The 17,439-nt window shown below is 36.1% G+C and carries 11 protein-coding genes and 3 pseudogenes; 9 read left to right on the plus strand and 5 right to left on the minus strand.

Annotated features, from left to right (window positions below):
- On the minus strand, nt 1–183 hold the full coding sequence (locus MHH96_RS10065; RefSeq protein WP_336045023.1) for a hypothetical protein: 183 nt from the start codon (nt 181–183) through the stop codon (nt 1–3).
- A 253-nt stretch (nt 184–436) separates the two neighbouring features.
- A complete protein-coding gene (locus MHH96_RS10070) occupies nt 437–1,204 on the minus strand; it encodes a TVP38/TMEM64 family protein (RefSeq protein ID WP_336045024.1) in 768 nt (255 codons plus the stop codon).
- Nucleotides 1,205–1,363: 159 nt separating this feature from the next.
- Here MHH96_RS10070 and MHH96_RS10075 point away from each other — a divergent pair, with 159 nt between their 5' ends.
- The 5 genes and pseudogenes from MHH96_RS10075 (at nt 1,364) to MHH96_RS10090 (ending at nt 6,476) form a co-directional block, all read left to right on the plus strand.
- Nucleotides 1,364–2,056: a response regulator transcription factor gene (locus tag MHH96_RS10075; protein ID WP_144581237.1), complete on the plus strand. Its 693-nt coding sequence runs from the start codon at nt 1,364–1,366 to the stop codon at nt 2,054–2,056.
- Complete coding sequence (locus tag MHH96_RS10080) at nt 2,049–3,389, plus strand: HAMP domain-containing sensor histidine kinase (RefSeq protein WP_336045025.1); 1,341 nt, start codon at nt 2,049–2,051, stop codon at nt 3,387–3,389. The genes MHH96_RS10075 and MHH96_RS10080 overlap by 8 nt, the downstream gene beginning before the upstream one ends.
- Nucleotides 3,390–3,742: 353 nt before the next feature.
- Nucleotides 3,743–3,857 (plus strand): annotated as a pseudogene (locus MHH96_RS25615) (protein rep); the annotation flags it as partial.
- Nucleotides 3,858–4,157: 300 nt separating this feature from the next.
- Nucleotides 4,158–4,679, plus strand: a complete 522-nt coding sequence (gene pssA, locus MHH96_RS10085) for a CDP-diacylglycerol--serine O-phosphatidyltransferase (RefSeq protein ID WP_047943311.1) — start codon at nt 4,158–4,160, stop codon at nt 4,677–4,679.
- 12 nt (nt 4,680–4,691) lie between these two features.
- Nucleotides 4,692–6,476: an ABC transporter ATP-binding protein gene (locus MHH96_RS10090; RefSeq protein WP_047943310.1), complete on the plus strand. Its 1,785-nt coding sequence runs from the start codon at nt 4,692–4,694 to the stop codon at nt 6,474–6,476.
- 387 nt (nt 6,477–6,863) lie between these two features.
- On the opposite strand, the pseudogene MHH96_RS10095 reads toward MHH96_RS10090, so the two are convergent.
- Nucleotides 6,864–7,019: pseudogene (locus MHH96_RS10095) on the minus strand (choline esterase); the annotation flags it as partial.
- A 318-nt stretch (nt 7,020–7,337) separates the two neighbouring features.
- On the opposite strand from MHH96_RS10095, the gene MHH96_RS10100 reads away from it, so the two are divergent.
- Nucleotides 7,338–9,269 carry a DUF2075 domain-containing protein gene (locus tag MHH96_RS10100; protein WP_047943309.1) on the plus strand — a complete coding sequence of 644 codons (1,932 nt, stop codon included), beginning with the start codon at nt 7,338–7,340 and terminating at the stop codon, nt 9,267–9,269.
- A 142-nt stretch (nt 9,270–9,411) separates the two neighbouring features.
- Nucleotides 9,412–9,703, plus strand: a pseudogene (locus tag MHH96_RS25620) (transposase); the annotation flags it as partial.
- Nucleotides 9,704–9,964: 261 nt separating this feature from the next.
- Here the strand turns inward: MHH96_RS25620 and MHH96_RS10110 are convergent.
- Both MHH96_RS10110 and MHH96_RS10115 read right to left on the minus strand, forming a co-directional pair.
- Nucleotides 9,965–10,441: a hypothetical protein gene (locus MHH96_RS10110; RefSeq protein WP_047943308.1), complete on the minus strand. Its 477-nt coding sequence runs from the start codon at nt 10,439–10,441 to the stop codon at nt 9,965–9,967.
- A 13-nt stretch (nt 10,442–10,454) separates the two neighbouring features.
- Nucleotides 10,455–11,282: a hypothetical protein gene (locus MHH96_RS10115; RefSeq protein WP_047943307.1), complete on the minus strand. Its 828-nt coding sequence runs from the start codon at nt 11,280–11,282 to the stop codon at nt 10,455–10,457.
- A 523-nt stretch (nt 11,283–11,805) separates the two neighbouring features.
- Here MHH96_RS10115 and MHH96_RS10120 point away from each other — a divergent pair.
- Together MHH96_RS10120 and MHH96_RS10125 are read left to right on the plus strand one after the other, a co-directional pair.
- Complete coding sequence (locus MHH96_RS10120) at nt 11,806–12,885, plus strand: GntR family transcriptional regulator (RefSeq protein WP_328282708.1); 1,080 nt, start codon at nt 11,806–11,808, stop codon at nt 12,883–12,885.
- Between the two features lie 455 nt (nt 12,886–13,340).
- Complete coding sequence (locus MHH96_RS10125; protein WP_341117216.1) at nt 13,341–17,411, plus strand: carbohydrate-binding protein; 4,071 nt, start codon at nt 13,341–13,343, stop codon at nt 17,409–17,411.
- Nucleotides 17,412–17,439 lie beyond the last annotated feature (28 nt).

Genomic DNA, 17,439 nt, shown 5'->3' on the forward strand with positions numbered 1-17,439 from the left:
CTAACTGATAGTACTTCTAACAGTGTTATCATAGCAAAAATTTAACAGACAAACGGTCATCATGATTTTGGTATGACGTTCTAAGAATGCAGTTAAAACAACAGCAATCCCTCCGCCAATGAGCATTCCAATCCATTCCAATCCTTTCAGCCGCAGCGAACCAATGTGCCTTCTCTTTTGCAAGACCTAATCTTTCCATAATGACAAAGACATCTAAAGGTTGTATAATGCCAAATGCTAAAACAGAAATTAAAAACTTTCCTGCAATTATTTTCAAATTTAATTGTGATAATATGTATTGAACCCCCTTCTTTAACTTTCAATTAGTACCGATTGTTGCTGCTCTTTTGAAATATTGCGAACGTTTTGGGATTCCATCGATTTTACGCTCCACCAAAAATGGCTCTTTGTAGAATAATTGTTTCTTATATAAGATTTATTCTCCTTTTTTTGTACACAAACTTTCCTTTTTGCTAATGCTGAGGTTTACCTTGGATTTGGCGGAATGACTTGTCCCTTTTGTTTTCTTCACATTGGAGAATCGATCCATCATTTTATCTTTATAGATATATCCGAGAATAAAACCAATAACAGCGATAACCGATATGATAATGGCTATGCTATATTGCTGCATATGAATGGTGGACCCCAAAGCGGCAGATGCAATAATCCACGGCAGACGACCAACTATAAGTATGGTGAAGAATCTTAATGAACTCATGGATGTAAGAGCGGCCACAAATACAAGCAGGTCTTTCGGCAAACCTGGAATCACGAAAAAGATAAATAAAAAGATAGAAAACTTTTTCTCATCCTGTATTAACGACATCCACTTATATTTTTTCTTTTGTAGTAGCTTTGAAATATAATCGCGCCCGATAAACCGAGTGAAATAAAAAGCAATCGCTGAGCCTATTATTAAGCCGATTGTAGTATATAAGGATCCTAATGTAACACCGTAAATATAACCGCCTGCAACCTGTACGACTTCTCCTGGAATAGGCGCAACCACGATTTGAAGAATCTGAAATAAAATAAACATGACCGGTCCCCAATTACCTGTTGAATGAATAAACGCCCTAAAATTGTTCATGGACGACATAATCTTAATAATGGTAGGAGAATAATAGATCAAACCAATAGACAATATGAGAGTTAGACCTAATAGTATTGTTACGATTGTTTTTTTCGAAAGTTGTGGCATAGCTTAAAACTCCTTTATGTAATTACTTCTACCTGTTTGTAGTATAGAATGGATAAATTAAGAGTTACATACATAATTTCTGAAGAATTCTTAAGTCGACTGTATTTACTGGTAGTTGCACAAAACGACTATTATACTGATATTAGACGAGGTGATCAGATGAACAAGCAAATCTTAATTGCTGATGATAACAGTGAAATCCGAGAAATTGTAAGGATTTTGTTAGAAAGTGAGAATTATGAAGTGATTGAAGCGATAGATGGTCAAGATGCGATTAATAAAGTAAATGAAGAGACAGATCTTATTATTTTAGATATGATGATGCCCAATAAATCAGGGCTGAAGGCGTGTTTGGAGATTCGTGAAAAAACAAGCGCACCGATCTTATTCCTTACTGCGAAAACGCAGGATTCGGACAAACAATTGGCCTTCTCTTCAGGCAGTGATGACTTTTTGTCCAAACCTTTTTCTTATACAGAACTTGTTTCGAGAGTGAAGGCTTTACTGCGGAGATATTATGTCTATCGTGGCAAGGAGAAGACTGAGGAAACGGAGCATATTATCATTAAGGATCTTACGATTCACCAGGATGCAAAGACTGTGTTTGTTGGAGAGAAGGAAATTACTTTGACTGAAATTGAATACCAGATTTTGCTGCTGTTAGCTAAGAAACGACGTAAGGTGTTTTCGGCAGAAAACATATATGAAAGTGTTTGGGGGCAACCCTACTTTTATACCTGTAATAACACAGTTATGGTCCATATTCGTAATTTGAGAAGTAAACTGGAAGATGACCCGCAGAACCCTAAATATGTAAAGACTGTTTGGGGAAAGGGGTACAAAATTGAATAGATTACTAATGGGGAAAAAACTTAAAATTAAGCTCGTTCTGGCAGTTTTAATTTCCTCAGCTATTTCTTTAAGTGTTTTCGGCGTTTTACAAGTCGTTGGCGAGAAAGTGTTAAATAGTTATTTAAGCAAATCCGCTTTTATGGAAAATAGGCAGCAAGACGCGCTTGAACGATTCGAAGAGTTTGTGAATAGCAAAAAAGTGTCCACACGTGATCGAGAGCAATTGTCTGAATGGATAAATAATGAGCGATATTTGAATCTGTATATTTTTGCAAAAGAGAAATTAATTTTCTCATCAAATAAAGAGGTTGATCCTGCTATAAACGAAGAGCTACTAACTCGATTTACGCCTTCGGAAATACCTACTACCGTCCATTTTGCAGATCAAGATGCCCAGATCTACTTGGTAGGCCTTTATGAGTATCAATACTATAATCTCATTTTGTTTATCGGTATTTTCATAGCAGCCATTATATTCATTATCTCCTTCTTACTGATAATTAATAAGAAAACATCTTATATTGGAGTACTTGAACAAGAGATCAAAATACTTGAAGGTGGAAATTTAGATTATTCAATTACTATTTCTGGAAAGGATGAATTATCCTCTTTGGCCCAAAGTATTGATGAGATGAGGAAATCATTTGCCGAGCGACTCGGCAGTGAGGAGAGGATGAGGATGGCCAATCGCGAATTGATCACGGCAATTTCCCACGATTTACGCACTCCACTTACAATTTTGCTGGGGTATATGGATATCATCGAGCTTAACAAGTATAAGACTCATGAGGATTTGCTGCAATATATCCATAATAGCCGGGAAAAGGCCTATCAAATCAAAGCGCTATCGGACAAACTATTCGAATATTTTACGGTGTCCTCTGCCGCTGAAGAAGAGGAAGTGGAATTTGAATTATATGAGGGCAGAGCGCTTATCGATCAACTCATTGATGAGCAACTGGTGGTTATGGATAATTTAGATATTCAAGTTCAAGCAGATCCATATGATGAGCAATTTTTACTGGAAATCAATTTGGTCGCGATACGCCGTGTATTCGATAATATATTTTCAAATATTCGAAAGTATGCCGATCCGACGCATCCCATTCATATTCAGGTTTCCTTGAAACAACAATGGGTCGATCTTAGGTTCGAGAATAAAATTTTACGTGAAGCCGAAAAGGAAGATAGCAACAAAATTGGGCTCGTTAGTTGCCAGAAAATAATACAGAAGCACAACGGGACGTTGAACGTATCGGTACGAAAAGATACTTTTTTGCTACAGGTAACGTTACCTGTCATTTTAAATAAAACAGCACAGACTTTTGAATGATTTTGGGGCATCCAACTTGTCACTGGAACCAAAATCAGTTGTTTCCGAGTCAAGGAGGGAATGGGGCTTCACTCTCCGCTGTTTGAATTTGTATCTAAATAAATTAATCTCTAACATAAGGAGTTAAACTATTTTTTTATTGAAGCTGTGTTTATGTTCTGTATGTTTTATCTCTATGTGTTGATATATTCAATGAATTATCAGGAGATTGTTATAAAGAATAATGGTGTGTTCTTGGTAGTCTTATTCTTATTTGTTCTATACTTGTTGATAAATGTAGTGTATATAGCTTCAAAGTAGATATATAGATCCATGATGATAAAGGTGCAGAAGAAAAACAATTGAGAAAATAAATCCATAAGGGACAGAACCGTGGTGAAGCAACAGGACGGCGATCTGGTTAAGATTGCAAATGGAGCGTTCGAGGTCATGGTTTATCAGCATCCTGGCATTAAGAATTATATAATCAATAAAAGCAGACTGGTTGATGGTCTGCTTTTATTATTTCTTTCATATCAATGCTCCTTTTCCATTTATCATTCAGTTGTACTAACAAGTTGTTAAATTAGCTACCCATAAAATGTAAATACTAAGCGACTTAAGAATTCTTAAGAATTATGAACCCCCCATCTTAAGAAATCCCCCATAATCTTATATATCATAAGCAAACAGGAAAGGGTAGATTACAGTGCGAAAACGATTTAACCAGATTACCAAATATCAATAAATGGGAGTCATAATAAAATTCATTATTAGTGAGGAGAACCTATGTTTATAAAGAATATTCCCAATCTGCTTACCTTTGTAAATTTGTCATTTGGGGTACTTTCAATTGTCGAGGTTATTAATCAAAATTACTTCGCAAGTGCCATATATATTATTATTGCAGCATTTATAGATCGATACGATGGAAGAATCGCTAGACGATTAGATGTTTGCAGTGAATTCGGTAAAGAATTGGATTCCTTGTCCGATTTGGTTTCCTTTGGGATTGCTCCAGCTTTACTTGTTTATTTTAAATTTAACTTTGATGATCTTGGCAAGCTGAGACTTGTAGGTATAGTTGCTCTATTGTTATACGTCGTCAGCGGTTCATATAGATTAGCACAATTTAATATCAAAGAGTTTGAGGGTATCTTTCGTGGAATTCCAATAACCGTGGCAGGTTTTATTCTGTCCATTTACTCGGTAATTGCACCAAGCACGAATAATTTAACACTTATATCGGTGATTTCATTATTTGCTTTTTCCTATTTAATGGTATCCAGTATAAAATTTAAAAAAATATAGTAAGGAGTAATTATGAGCAATCAAGAGAAATTTACAAATATTCGCGAGCGTGACAACTCTTTAAATAAAACCGGTCTACGCTATTTAGCGAAGCTTTTATTTTCTACAGAAGTTCCCAAGCTGGTTCTAAGCATAGCCCTTATTTTAAGCATTATCAGTTCATTTGTGGGGTTGATTGTTCCGATAGCTACTGGAAAAATAATTGACCAATTTCGTTTGGAATTAATAAATGCCACTACGATTATACAGCTTGTCTTTATCTTTATTTTGCAAGCCGTATCAAGTGGATTCTCATACTATCTGTTAGCTTATGTTGGAAATAGAATGGTCAATCAATTGCGTAAAAAGCTTTGGGAAAAGATGCTTCATTTACAGATGAGTTTCTTTGATCGCTACCGCTCTGCGGATCTTATGAGTCGCATCGCAAACGATACAAATGAGATTAAATCACTCATTACCGATCACTTCATCAACTTTATTTCCAACTTGATTACAGTTATTGGTGCAGTGGCCATGTTATTTTATTTAGATTGGCAAATGACGTTAATCATTATGTTGGTATTACCTATTAGTTTAGCCGTAATGATGCCGATGGGGAATAAGATGTATGCAAATTCCGTGCGTTTACAGGAACATTTGGCAGCACTATCCTCGACGCTGTCCCAAATCATTGGGGAAATGAGACTGGTTAAGGCTTCTAACTCGGAGAGAAAAGAACTAAAAAACGGTGAAGCTAACATGGATGATTTATTTCAATCGGAAATGAAAGAAGCTCGGGTTAATGCAGTATTGATGCCATTGATGACATTAATTATGATTGTGCTACTAGTTGTAATTATCGGTTATGGCGGAGTGCGTGTTTCTTCGGGAGCTCTTACTGCAGGGAAACTTGTAGCATATATCTTACTTTTGTTTCAAATTATGATGCCTGTTGAACAGTTTGGAGCATTTTTTTCGAATTTAAAAAAAGTAATGGGATCGACAGAGAGGCTAAGGCTTATCTTGGAACAGCCCCTCGAAGCTGACAACAAAAAGGATGTGATGCCGGACAAGCATAATATCTTAGAGTTTCGCGAGGTTTGCTTTGGTTATGAAAGAGATAAGCAAATCTTGCTAAATGCTTCTTTTACGATACCAGATCGTAAAGTAACTGCTTTTGTTGGTCCTAGCGGAAGCGGAAAAACAACCATTTTTTCGCTTATTGAGAGATTTTATGATCCGGAAACTGGAAACATATATTGGGGTGATACGCCAATCGACTCTTTTTCACTCCATGATTGGCGCAAAAAAATTGGTTATGTGTCTCAAGAAAGCTCTCTTATATCAGGTACAATCCGAGAAAATATTATCTATGGGCGAGAAGACGAAGTGAGTGAGTTGGAGATGATGAATGTAGCCCGACTTGCATATGCCCATGATTTCATTGACGCTTTACCAAGAAAGTATGAAACAGAGGTAGGAGAAAGAGGAATTCAGCTATCAGGCGGACAACGCCAGCGTATAGCTATTGCTCGTGCTTTGTTGCGACAACCGGATATTTTGCTGTTAGATGAAGCAACCGCTAGCTTGGACAGTGACTCAGAACATGAGGTCCAAAAGGCACTGCATTATTTGATGCAAGATCGTACAACCATTGTAATTGCACATAGATTATCGACAGTTGTACATGCGGATCAAATTATTGTATTTGAGTATGGACATGTTACAGGAGTTGGAAAACATGAAGAATTACTTCAGACACACCCTTCTTATGCTGCATGGGCAAATAAGCAATTTCAAGGTATACAGAGACTATAAACTATAAGCATGTTCGCTGAAATTTTCAAAAACCTATATTTTTACTTGGTGAAATTGCCACGGAAATCATCACTTCGCTGTTTAGGGCTGAATTAATTGATGAAAGGATTACCAAAGCCAAGAACAAGAATTTGTACTGATTACCCGAATGGATAAGAACGTGTTCTTATTGCCTATTAGACGTACTTTTGATCGTTATTTGCTTGTTAATTCATTAAACTTACGGGCAGTATTGTCAATTTGTAATTTATATTGGACATTCTTAAAACTCATTTTCCTTTAGAATAAATAAATAGACAAGAGCCGATAACTATGTAATAGTGCTATCGGCTTTGTGTCTGTACAGCTAGCTATTTGATAAGCGCTTAACTCAGCTTATCGGTTATGTCACTTATTGCTGGTCTTTTTGATTAAGTCCACGCCGTCGTATGCCAAATTTTCTAGATTCGCATCTTTCTGCAGTATGTAATGGTCAAAAAAGTTCTTAGTATAGTCTGTAACAAGATTTCGCATCTCCATAGCATCCCGTTTGCCTCTGAGTTCTTACCGATAAAATGTTCCGGGGTGCATAGACAAACTATCTAAAACCATCTTCATAGTAATATCTTCGTAAAGATTATCCTCAAAAAGATGCATAGCGCTATTAGATGCCTTGCTTCATTTAAACGAAAAATTTTTGGCATAGAATCCTCCATTATTACTTGATGTGTGAATCTATTCACACGTCAAGTAATAATGGAGTTTAGGAATTGTGTTGTAGACAAATTATTTATTCTGTTGTTTTTTCTCTAATCTAAAAGAATTCAAATTTCTATGGTAAAATATTCTCATTAATATAGAACTGTTTTCGGAGGTCCATAAATGATCGTCTATGAAGCTAATAAACAAGAATTTCTTGAACATGTTGATAAAGATGTTCTTGTTTCCCATATACTCACTCAATTTGAATTGAAACTAGGACATACAAGTGAGTCGGAAATTCGTTCTTGGGATAATTCGATGTTACATATGTATCGTGTTTTAAATGATCCATTAATCCCGAATGATGCAGGGATTGCAATTGAATATAAGATTCCCTATACATCCAAAAGAGTGGATTTTCTTTTATCTGGACATGATGGTGAGAAAGATTCTGTGGTTATTGTCGAATTGAAGCAATGGTCAGAAGTACAAAAGGTTGAGGGGAAAGAGGCTATTGTTAAAACGGCCTTAAACCGTGGTTTGCATGAAGTAACTCATCCTTCTTACCAAGCGTGGTCCTATGCTGCACTAATTGAAGATTACAATGAAAATGTACAAGAGCAATTCATTCAATTAAAGCCATGTGCATATTTACATAATTATCGAATTCGTGATAATGATCCATTAACAGATGAACATTATGATTATTATCTTAACCTTGCCCCTGTTTATGCCAAAGGGGAAGTGGAAAAGCTCCGAAATTTTATAAAGAAATATATAAAATTTGGAGATCAGAAAGAAATTCTATATCAAATGGAACAAGGGAGAATTCGACCTTCCAAATCACTTCAGGATTCATTATCGAATATGCTAAATGGTAACCCAGAGTTTGTGATGATTGATGAACAAAAGGTGTTTTATGAAACCGCACTTCAATTAGCAAAAAAGGCCATAAAGACGGATACAAAGCAAGTTATGATAATTGAAGGCGGACCAGGCACTGGGAAATCCGTATTGGCTGTCAACTTGTTAGTGGCATTGACGAATAAAACAATGACTTGTCAATATGTCACAAAAAATTCAGCCCCCCGCAATGTTTACTCTACTAAGTTGAAGGGTGACTTTAGAAAAACAAGAATTGATAATTTATTCAAAGGTTCTGGAAGCTATACAGAATCGGAAAAAGATGAATTGGATGTATTGATTGTTGATGAAGCTCATAGATTAAATGAGAAATCTGGGATGTTTCAAAATCTAGGGGAGAACCAGGTAAAGGAAATCATCCATACTGCTAGAATGTCTATATTTTTTATTGATGAAAATCAGCGAGTAACGCTGAAGGATATCGGAAGTGTTGAGATGATAATGCAATTTGCTAAAGAATACGGTGCAGAAGTTACAACAGGTGTATTATCTTCACAGTTTAGATGTGATGGCTCAGATGGATATATTGCCTGGCTAGATGATGTATTGCAAATACGTGAAACAGCAAATGCGAATGATATGGGATTAGACTATGATTTCAAAGTGTTCTCTAGTCCAAATGAAATGAAAGCAGAAATTGAGAAGAGTAATAAAATCAATAACAAATCTAGAATTGTTTCCGGATATTGTTGGGAATGGCCTAAGGATAATCGGATGAATTCCAACTTCCATGATATTAAAATTGAAGAGCATAATTTCGGAATCAGCTGGAACTTGGATAGCTCTACAACATGGGCTATTGATGAAAATTCTGTGCATGAAGCAGGATGTATACATACGTGTCAGGGATTAGAATTTGATTATGTTGGAGTTATAATTGGTGATGATTTGCGATATGAAAATGGAGAAGTTATAACGGATTATACAAAAAGAGCAAAAACAGATCAATCACTGAAGGGGATTAAGAAAATGCTTAAAGAATCTCCTGAAGAGGCTCGAGAAATAGCAGATAAAATTATTCGTAACACGTATCGCACATTAATGACTAGAGGACAAAAGGGCTGCTATATCTTTTGTACTGACAAGAAATTAGAAGAATACTTTAGAACTCGTTTGATGAGAGAAAGCGTATATAGTGAAGAGGCATATGGAAATATCAAAATTGCTGAGGAGAAGGAAAGTTATTAAAGAATAGGTAGTGGGTATCCAAAGGGCTATGGCTTTTTGGATATTTTTCATCAATCTTTTTAAACCACAGGATATGCCTGTATGCAAATGACTTGTAGAATTATACTAGAAAAAACTTCAAATAACGAGAGGAGTTCTGCTCATGTCGAGCGACAATAGTTTATTATATACAAGGTGGAACAGTAAGTATCGTATTTATTCCCAATATACAGAAAGAAAGTAGTGTATGGGAAATTTAGAAAAGATATAGGTGCTATTGTCAGAAAACTATGTGATATGAAAGATGTAGAAATGATGGAAGCACATGCAATCCATTATCATATACACACCAAAATGTCTGTATCGTATTTTATAGGATATTTAAAAGGCAAAAGTTCATTGATGATCCATAATGACATGCGAATTTAGAATATAATCATGGAAACCGAACGTTTTAGGAGAAAGGATATTACGTGAGTATGATTGAATGAAATGAATAAACAATCGCAAAGTATATTCGGAGCAAGAAACATGGGTTTATTGAATAGAACGATGATTTAAATTTTGTAGTTAAAGTTATAAAGCGTCTGGGAGACTATTAATCCTACTCTCATAACTTTTGGAAGAAAAAAAGAGACTCAAGAAAGTTGATAGAAGAACATTCTTAAGTCCCTTTTGGTACTTTTATACTAGTAGTATCTTTAAATAGCTTAATTTTAGTAAAGTGATTCAGCACTTTTTTTCATAAATCTATAAACATCTTTGTGCTCAAAATCATTTTCGTTATAATTTAAGCTGTTACAAGCAAAAAATAAATGCTCTAACCAGTCTAAATCCTGTTGTTTAGTTGCTGAAATACACTCATTTTCTATATAAGGGATAGCAATTTCTTTTCCAAGTTCACGGAAAATTTCAATTGCTTCTAAAGAACCTGGCCAATTTCTGTCCTGTAACAGTCTGGCTAATTTTGGCAATGCTTTCTTATTTTTAGGATAGCCAATTTTTTTTATAACATGTACACCATTTTCCCAGCACTCTTTCCCGTATTTAGGTAAAATCATATCGGTTTTGTCTGGGGGTAAGTTAGCGAGAAAATCAATAGCTACTTCTTGATTTTCTTTTGGCAATAGCCAATTTAAGTTATATACGTAATATAAAATTTCTTCATCCTCTATTTCATAACTTTTAGACATAATATATTACCCCTCAATTTTTTGATGAAACAGAAATAGCTTGTAATATACGAGTGAATTTATGTGGTTTCTCATTAGCATTATCTTTCGACTTTATCCACCCAGCCATATCTGCTGAATTTTTTGGTTTTACTGAAACATGGTTGCTACCATCAACTACTGCTTTTAATACTTTAGTATTATTCACTGCTTCTTTTGTAGTGGCAGTGAATTTTCCAGAAGGCATTTTGAGATAATATGAAAGTCCACCTGTATCGGTTTTTCTAGGCGTTAAGTTATAAGCTGTCGAAGAGCCACCTCTATATATAATAGTTGGGTTCTTTTTTTTCAATCTAGTTTCTAATTCGGCTTTTACTTTATCTTTAGATACAGCAACCACTGTTACGATTGTTGCTGCAATAGCCATAGCTACGAGGTGTTCAAAAACCCATGCTGCTACTGGAACTAAAACAATAGGAAGAGCCATAGTAGTTATACCACCAGATTCAGGAGTACTTGGTTTAATAACAACTTGTCCATTTTGCTCTTGTTTTGTCTCTAATTCTTGAATATTTAATTCGCTCCCCGAAACTACATCATAAGCATTTGCTTGATATGTACCATCTTCTTTGTAATAGGTTAGTATATATTCAATATTATCATGAATGCTAGAAAAGGTAAGAGTATTATCTTGATCCTTAAATTCAATATTGTTTTCATCTAAATATAGCTCTAATTCTTCTGTTACCTTGGTATTTTTTACTAAAGAGTCAGCCGAAACTTGAGGTACATTTTGAAATATACCCAGAAACAATATGCTAAAAACTGATAAAAATATGGCAGACCTTTTTAATATTTTCATAGAAATTCCTCCTAATTTCCTTTTTTTGTAAATTATATTACATTTTTTAATGTGTTTGTAAATTTTATTTCGACATTATTCAGCATTTTATTTGTAAATGGAGGGTTCAAATTGATACGTTTAAAGAGAAGGGTATGAATGTTACTGTTTTTAGTATATAAACGATGTGAATCAAGAGGCATAAGGACAGCAAAAAATAAGGGGAAAAATATAGAAAAGAATTATGACTATTTTTTTGCAAACATAGCCATATCATGATGAATTCATCACCAGAACGTATTTGTTAGTAAATTTATTGTTTTTATCGCCTAAATATAGATCCATTTAAATGAATTTTTATTAAAGTAAAGTAATGATATTATTTATAAAATATAGAATAATGATGCTTGTAGTGCCTTTTTTTCTTTAAAGGTTTATAGTTCTAAAAGTAACCATCTTTCCAACCTCCCCCTTCATCTTTCACACCAAACTTAGTATAGTAGATATATATTTTCCATTATATATACAATAAAACGGCTGGAGGATGAGTACAATCAAAAACGAACCATTATATCAGCAGATTCAAAATAAGATAATAGAGCGGATAAAGGACGGGAAATGGAGAGTAGGAGACAGGGTTCCTTCTGAGAAGGATTTGATGGATGAATTTCATGTAAGCCAGATTACTACCAAGAATGCGTTGGCTGGCTTAGCGGATCAAGGAATTGTGGAGCGGATTAAGGGGAAAGGGACGTTTGTTATTGAAAGTAGTTTTACAGGTTCAATGGCACGAAACCAAACTTCAAGTGGGTTGATTGGATTAATTATCCCAACGATGAAGACAAAGGTGGAGCAGGATTTTGTCAATTTCCTTGAACAATATGTGACGGAGCAAGGGTATAATTTAGTCATTAAGATTTCTAGAGAATCACAACTAAAAGAAGCGGAAGCTATTGAGACTTTTCGTGTGATTGGTGTGGAAGGAATTATTATTTTTCCGGCAGAAAAGGAAATGTATAATGAAGCGGTTCTTCGACTGTCACTAGACAAGTTTCCCCTCGTATTGATTGATCGATATATGAAAAATATTTCTACCTATAGTGTCAGTTCCGAAAATACTCAAGGGGCGTTTGCGGCTATTTCTTATTTGTTGGATAAAGGATATGAACAGATTGGACTTATCTCTCCCTTAATAACAAACACGGTTACGGAAGAAAGAGCAAAAGGATTTGAACAAGCTTTTTTTAGAAAAGAAATTACAATTGATAAAAACCTTTGGCTAACACTGCCATTTGATAAAATCTCCGTTCAGGAAACGCCTGCAATAATTAAACAATTTTTATTAGAAAACCCGAAGCTAGCTTGCCTATTTACGATGAATGCGGAATTGGCACAGTATGCGCATCGTGCTATTTTAGAAGTTCAAAAAGAGTCCTTGCGTCAAATAGAGTTGGTTACTTTTGATTTTCCTGGAATAGAAGGGATTACCTTTGTTCAGCAGGATATCCAGCAGTGCAGCAAGGATGCGGTGAAGTTATTAATGCAGCAAATGGCTGGAGAATACGAACCAAAACGAATATTTATCCCAGTAAATGTAGTGATTGCCGAAGAAAATAGAAAGTAAGAATGCTACCTGACTATGGTAGTTTTTTTGTTGGGAAAATATCCTCCTCACCTTTTTTCCACTTGCAGTTCTTTCCTTTTTCTTCTAATAAGTAGGACTTTTCCATCAAAAAAAGTGTAAAAGATATATTATATACTAAATTTAGTATATTTTTACGAATGTGGATAATATAAGATGTTTGTAAGCGTTTTTATTTTAAAAGAACAACATTAAGTAGATAATTTTTAGATGATTGTTTTCCTCTCTTCCTATATGATTTCTAAACAATGAGATGGTAATAGTAGATTACATTATCCAACAAAATTTAAGAGAACAGTATTTTACTAGAATATAGGTATTCAGGGTGTACAAAATCAACTTATAACTGATCAGGTATGCCCTTTTTATATAGATGGTATTTCAACAAATATGGGGAGGGGATTATCCTGAAGAAGTTAGTAAAAGTCTTACTGTGTATGAGTTTATGGCTTTCTTTACCGTATGCAGCATTGGCCTACAGTAACCCGATGGATTTACCAGAATCTTGGACATGGGATAGCGGGGAGTATTATGGAGAAGGGGATCCATATATCCTAAAGCATAATGGTATTTATTATCTCTATGTTAGTACCGTAGATGATAAAAGCGGTGTGAAGGCGTGGACATCCGAAGATTTAATGAATTGGACATATGCTGGTCTTGTTACAGAAGAACCTACTACGAAGGCTGCTTATGCCCCGGAAGTTGTTTACTGGAATGGCGATTTCTATATGTATACATCTCCAGGTGGAAATGGGCATTATGTCTATAAAAGTTCAAGCCCTCTTGGTCCTTTTAAAAAACAAACCGATAACCTTGGGATGGGGATTGATGGACATGTTTTTATTGATGATGACGGCAAATGGTATTTTTATAGTACAGGATCAAATAGAATAGATGCACGCTCTATGCCAACGCCGACAGAATTTGGCAAGGCAACGGATACAGGCGCAAAAATGAATGGCTGGACAGAAGGGGCAACCGTACTGAAAAGACATGGCAAATACTATATGACTTATACAGGGAACCATATTTGGAATAAAGCATACCGTATTGACTATGGAGTAAGTGATTCTCCTAATGTTGGTTTTACAACGAATAAAGAACAGAACCCACTTTTACTAAACACAGAAGGGGAAAATGTAGGTTTAGGTCATAACACAGTTGTGCGAGGACCAGACCTTGATTCCGACTATATCGTCTATCATAGTCATGCGAACCCAGGGCGTAACATAAACTTCGACCGCATTGCATGGAATGGCGAGAAAATGCTCGTGTTAGGGCCGACAACTTCTGAACAGTCTGATCCTGCTTTACCGGATTTTAGTGATCGTTTTAATCGAACCGAACTTGGAGCAGATTGGAAAAATGTAAATGGAGGGAAATGGAGTATCACGAAAGATACTTCTAATTGGCTGGAACAGAAGAAATTGGGTGATGCAAAATGGTCACGACAAGTGAGTAAGACATCTACAGATAAGGAATATACGGCAGAATTCAATCTGAAAATGGTAGAAAAAGGGGAGAGTGAAAATCCGCGACTTGGTGTAGTTTTCTCCTATAAGGATGAAAAGAACTACGGAACAGCTGTCCTAAGCTCGAAGCATAATCGATTGGAAACTAATTTTGTTGTGGATGGTGAGGAACAAGGCTGGGAGTATGCAGATCTGCCAGAAGGCTATGATTACACAAAGCTACATCAATTGAGAGTAGAAAGGTCGGGAGATACATTTAGAATCTATGTTGATGGCATGCAAAAGCAAACACGAGAAGTTCGAAACATTGGGGCTGGCAGCATCGGCTATGCCACATCAGATGTACATGGAGCATTTGCCTATACAGCTTTTAGAAATAAAGTTGACGGCAGCAATGTCTTTGATGCGTACAAGCCTTTACCGGGGACAATTGAGGCTGTTCATTATAATGCTGGAGGTGAAGGTATCGGCTATCATGATAAAACAAGGAAAGAAGCAGTTAATGCCTACCGCCAAGATTATGTAGATATTGCTGACGATTCTGACGGCAGTTATTATATTGAATCAAATGAAAAAGGCGAATGGCTGAAATATAATGTGAATATTGCCGAAGAAGGCTTATATAATCTGGATTTACGAGTTGGCGAATCCTCCAAAGATGCCAAGATAAGGATCTTGTTAGATGGAAAGTCGGATATAACGGGGGATGTAAGTATTCCGCAATCAACGGATTGGAGAATGTTCTCGATCGAAAAGCTGAAACTACCAAAAGGAAAGCATACGCTAACGATTGAAGTGGTAAAGGGTTCGTTTGATTTTTCAAGCTTTAAAGTACAAGGCTATAAAGCAGTTGATGTATTATATGACGATTTTAATGATGGGGATGCTGAAGGATGGGATGAAGTCGAGGGGACATGGAAAGTTGGTCCTTTTGAAGAGCAAAATATTGATTTCGATGAGTATAAACAGGTTCCTGGGGTAATAAATGCAGCCTATTACAATACTGGTGGGGAAGGAGTTGCCTATCATGATACGACACCAGAAAATATTGGTGGAGTATTTAGAAGAGATTCAGTAGATATCCGAACCAATCCAGAAGGCGGCGGCTATGCTGTTGGGTGGAATCAGACTGGTGAATGGCTGAAATACAATGTAAATGTTCAAGAAGCTGGCACATACAATCTTAAGCTTTATGCTGCAACAACTTTTACAAGTGCAAAGGCGCGTCTATGGTTAGATGATAAAATAGATTTAACCGGCGTATTTGATGTTCCTGCTACTGGCGGCTGGAACAATTGGCAGGCTGTCATTAAAAATGGAATTACGTTGCCTAAGGGAAATCATACTTTGAAACTAGAATTCGTAGAAGGGGAATTTGACTTTACGAAAATGGAATTGTCTTCATTTGATGTTCATCGGCCGCTACCTGGGCTCATTGAAGCGGAAGACTATAACAACGGTGGGCAAAATGTAGCTTATTATGATAAGTCGGAAGGAAATAGTGGGGGACAGTACCGTAATGACGATGTGGACATTCGAAAAACTACCTCAGGGGATTATGCAGTTACCTCGATTGAGACGGATGAATGGTTAACATATGATGTGAATATTTTAGAAGAAGGAAGTTATGGTCTTGATTTATTTGTTTCCTCTGTAAAGGATGGATCGAAAGTAAAGCTTCTGTTAGATGATAAGCTAGATTTAACGGGAGAAATTAATCTGCCGAAAACGGGCAGCGTGGACAGTTGGAAGACTGTATCACTAGAGGATATAACCTTGCCAGCAGGGCAGCATACGTTAAAAGTAGTTGCTGTAGAAGGTGGCTTTGAGCTTTCGAAATTTATGTTCCACCAATTTGATCAGTATAAAAAGCTGCCAGGCAGAATAATGGCGGCAGATTATATTACTGGTGGTGAAGGGGTTGCCTATCACGACAACACCATTGAAAATATTGGGGGAGAGTATCGCCAGGATGCAGTCGATATCCGTGTGAATCCGGAAGGTGGCTACAATGTTGGCTGGAATCAAACAGGAGAATGGCTGAAGTATAATGTCGATATCGCAGAAGAAGGCAGCTATGATTTAGCCATAAACGTAGCTACAACATTTAAAGATAGTCAAATCCGATTATGGCTTGATGATTCGATTGATTTGACAGGTGTTATTGATGTCCCTAGCACTGGCGATTGGAATAATTGGCAAAGCGTTATTAAGAAAAATGTTTCCTTACCAGCAGGACAGCATACGATTAAAGTAGAAATAGTAAAAGGCGAATTTGACTTCTATTATTTTGAATTCCTAGAGGAAATCGAAGTACCAGAGCCACAAATAATAGGCGAGTACAATGCAAGTAGCGAAACCTTTGCAAAATCAGTTATCGGTGAAAAAGAGTGGAAGGATTACATTATCGAAGCAGATGTTAAAGTGGCTGAAGGATCCGGAGACGGAGGAGTCATTTTCCGAGTAAATAATCCAGCAAACGGAATTGAGTATAGCCAAAATAATGCTGATTTTATGCAAGGATATGTGGCCTATATAAATGAAGACGGCGTCCATCTTGGAAAGCAAAATTATAATTGGGAGTATCTTGATGGTGCCTCGATCACAGACCCACAAGCTGCTTGGCATCATATGAAAATTGAAGTGATTGGGACAACAATTAAAGTATATGTGGATGATATGGCGACACCAAAGATTAATTTTACGGACAATAGCCGTACTGCCTTTACGCAAGGGAAAGTAGGGGTAAGGTCCAATTATAATAATACCAAGTTTGATCATTTCTTAGTTAGACCGTATCAAGCAGATCATACGTCCATTCAAACATTACTGGATATGTACAAGGAATCAGGTGAATTAAAGGATAGTCTTTATAAGAGCTTAAGCAATAAATTAAAGCAATCCCAAAAACACCTAGAGAAAGGAAAAAACGATCAAGCGATTAAATTTCTCCAAGATATGATCAAGCTGCTTCATAACGATAAAAAGGAAGTATTGAAGGCGGATATAGAAAGATTGATAGAGCAATTGTAAAGTGTGAAGTGGGTGTCAGGCACCGTCA

This window comes from Niallia sp. FSL K6-0212 (assembly GCF_038007605.1).
GTDB lineage: Bacteria > Bacillota > Bacilli > Bacillales > Cytobacillaceae > Niallia > Niallia circulans.

Coding starts and splice junctions, on each gene's coding strand:
- MHH96_RS10070 (WP_336045024.1), bottom strand. CDS start 1,204: ATGCCACAACTTTCGAAAAAAACAATCGTAACAATACTATTAGGTCTA.
- MHH96_RS10075 (WP_144581237.1), top strand. CDS start 1,364: ATGAACAAGCAAATCTTAATTGCTGATGATAACAGTGAAATCCGAGAA.
- pssA (WP_047943311.1), top strand. CDS start 4,158: ATGTTTATAAAGAATATTCCCAATCTGCTTACCTTTGTAAATTTGTCA.
- MHH96_RS10090 (WP_047943310.1), top strand. CDS start 4,692: ATGAGCAATCAAGAGAAATTTACAAATATTCGCGAGCGTGACAACTCT.
- MHH96_RS10100 (WP_047943309.1), top strand. CDS start 7,338: ATGATCGTCTATGAAGCTAATAAACAAGAATTTCTTGAACATGTTGAT.
- MHH96_RS10110 (WP_047943308.1), bottom strand. CDS start 10,441: ATGTCTAAAAGTTATGAAATAGAGGATGAAGAAATTTTATATTACGTA.
- MHH96_RS10115 (WP_047943307.1), bottom strand. CDS start 11,282: ATGAAAATATTAAAAAGGTCTGCCATATTTTTATCAGTTTTTAGCATA.
- MHH96_RS10120 (WP_328282708.1), top strand. CDS start 11,806: ATGAGTACAATCAAAAACGAACCATTATATCAGCAGATTCAAAATAAG.
- MHH96_RS10125 (WP_341117216.1), top strand. CDS start 13,341: ATGAGTTTATGGCTTTCTTTACCGTATGCAGCATTGGCCTACAGTAAC.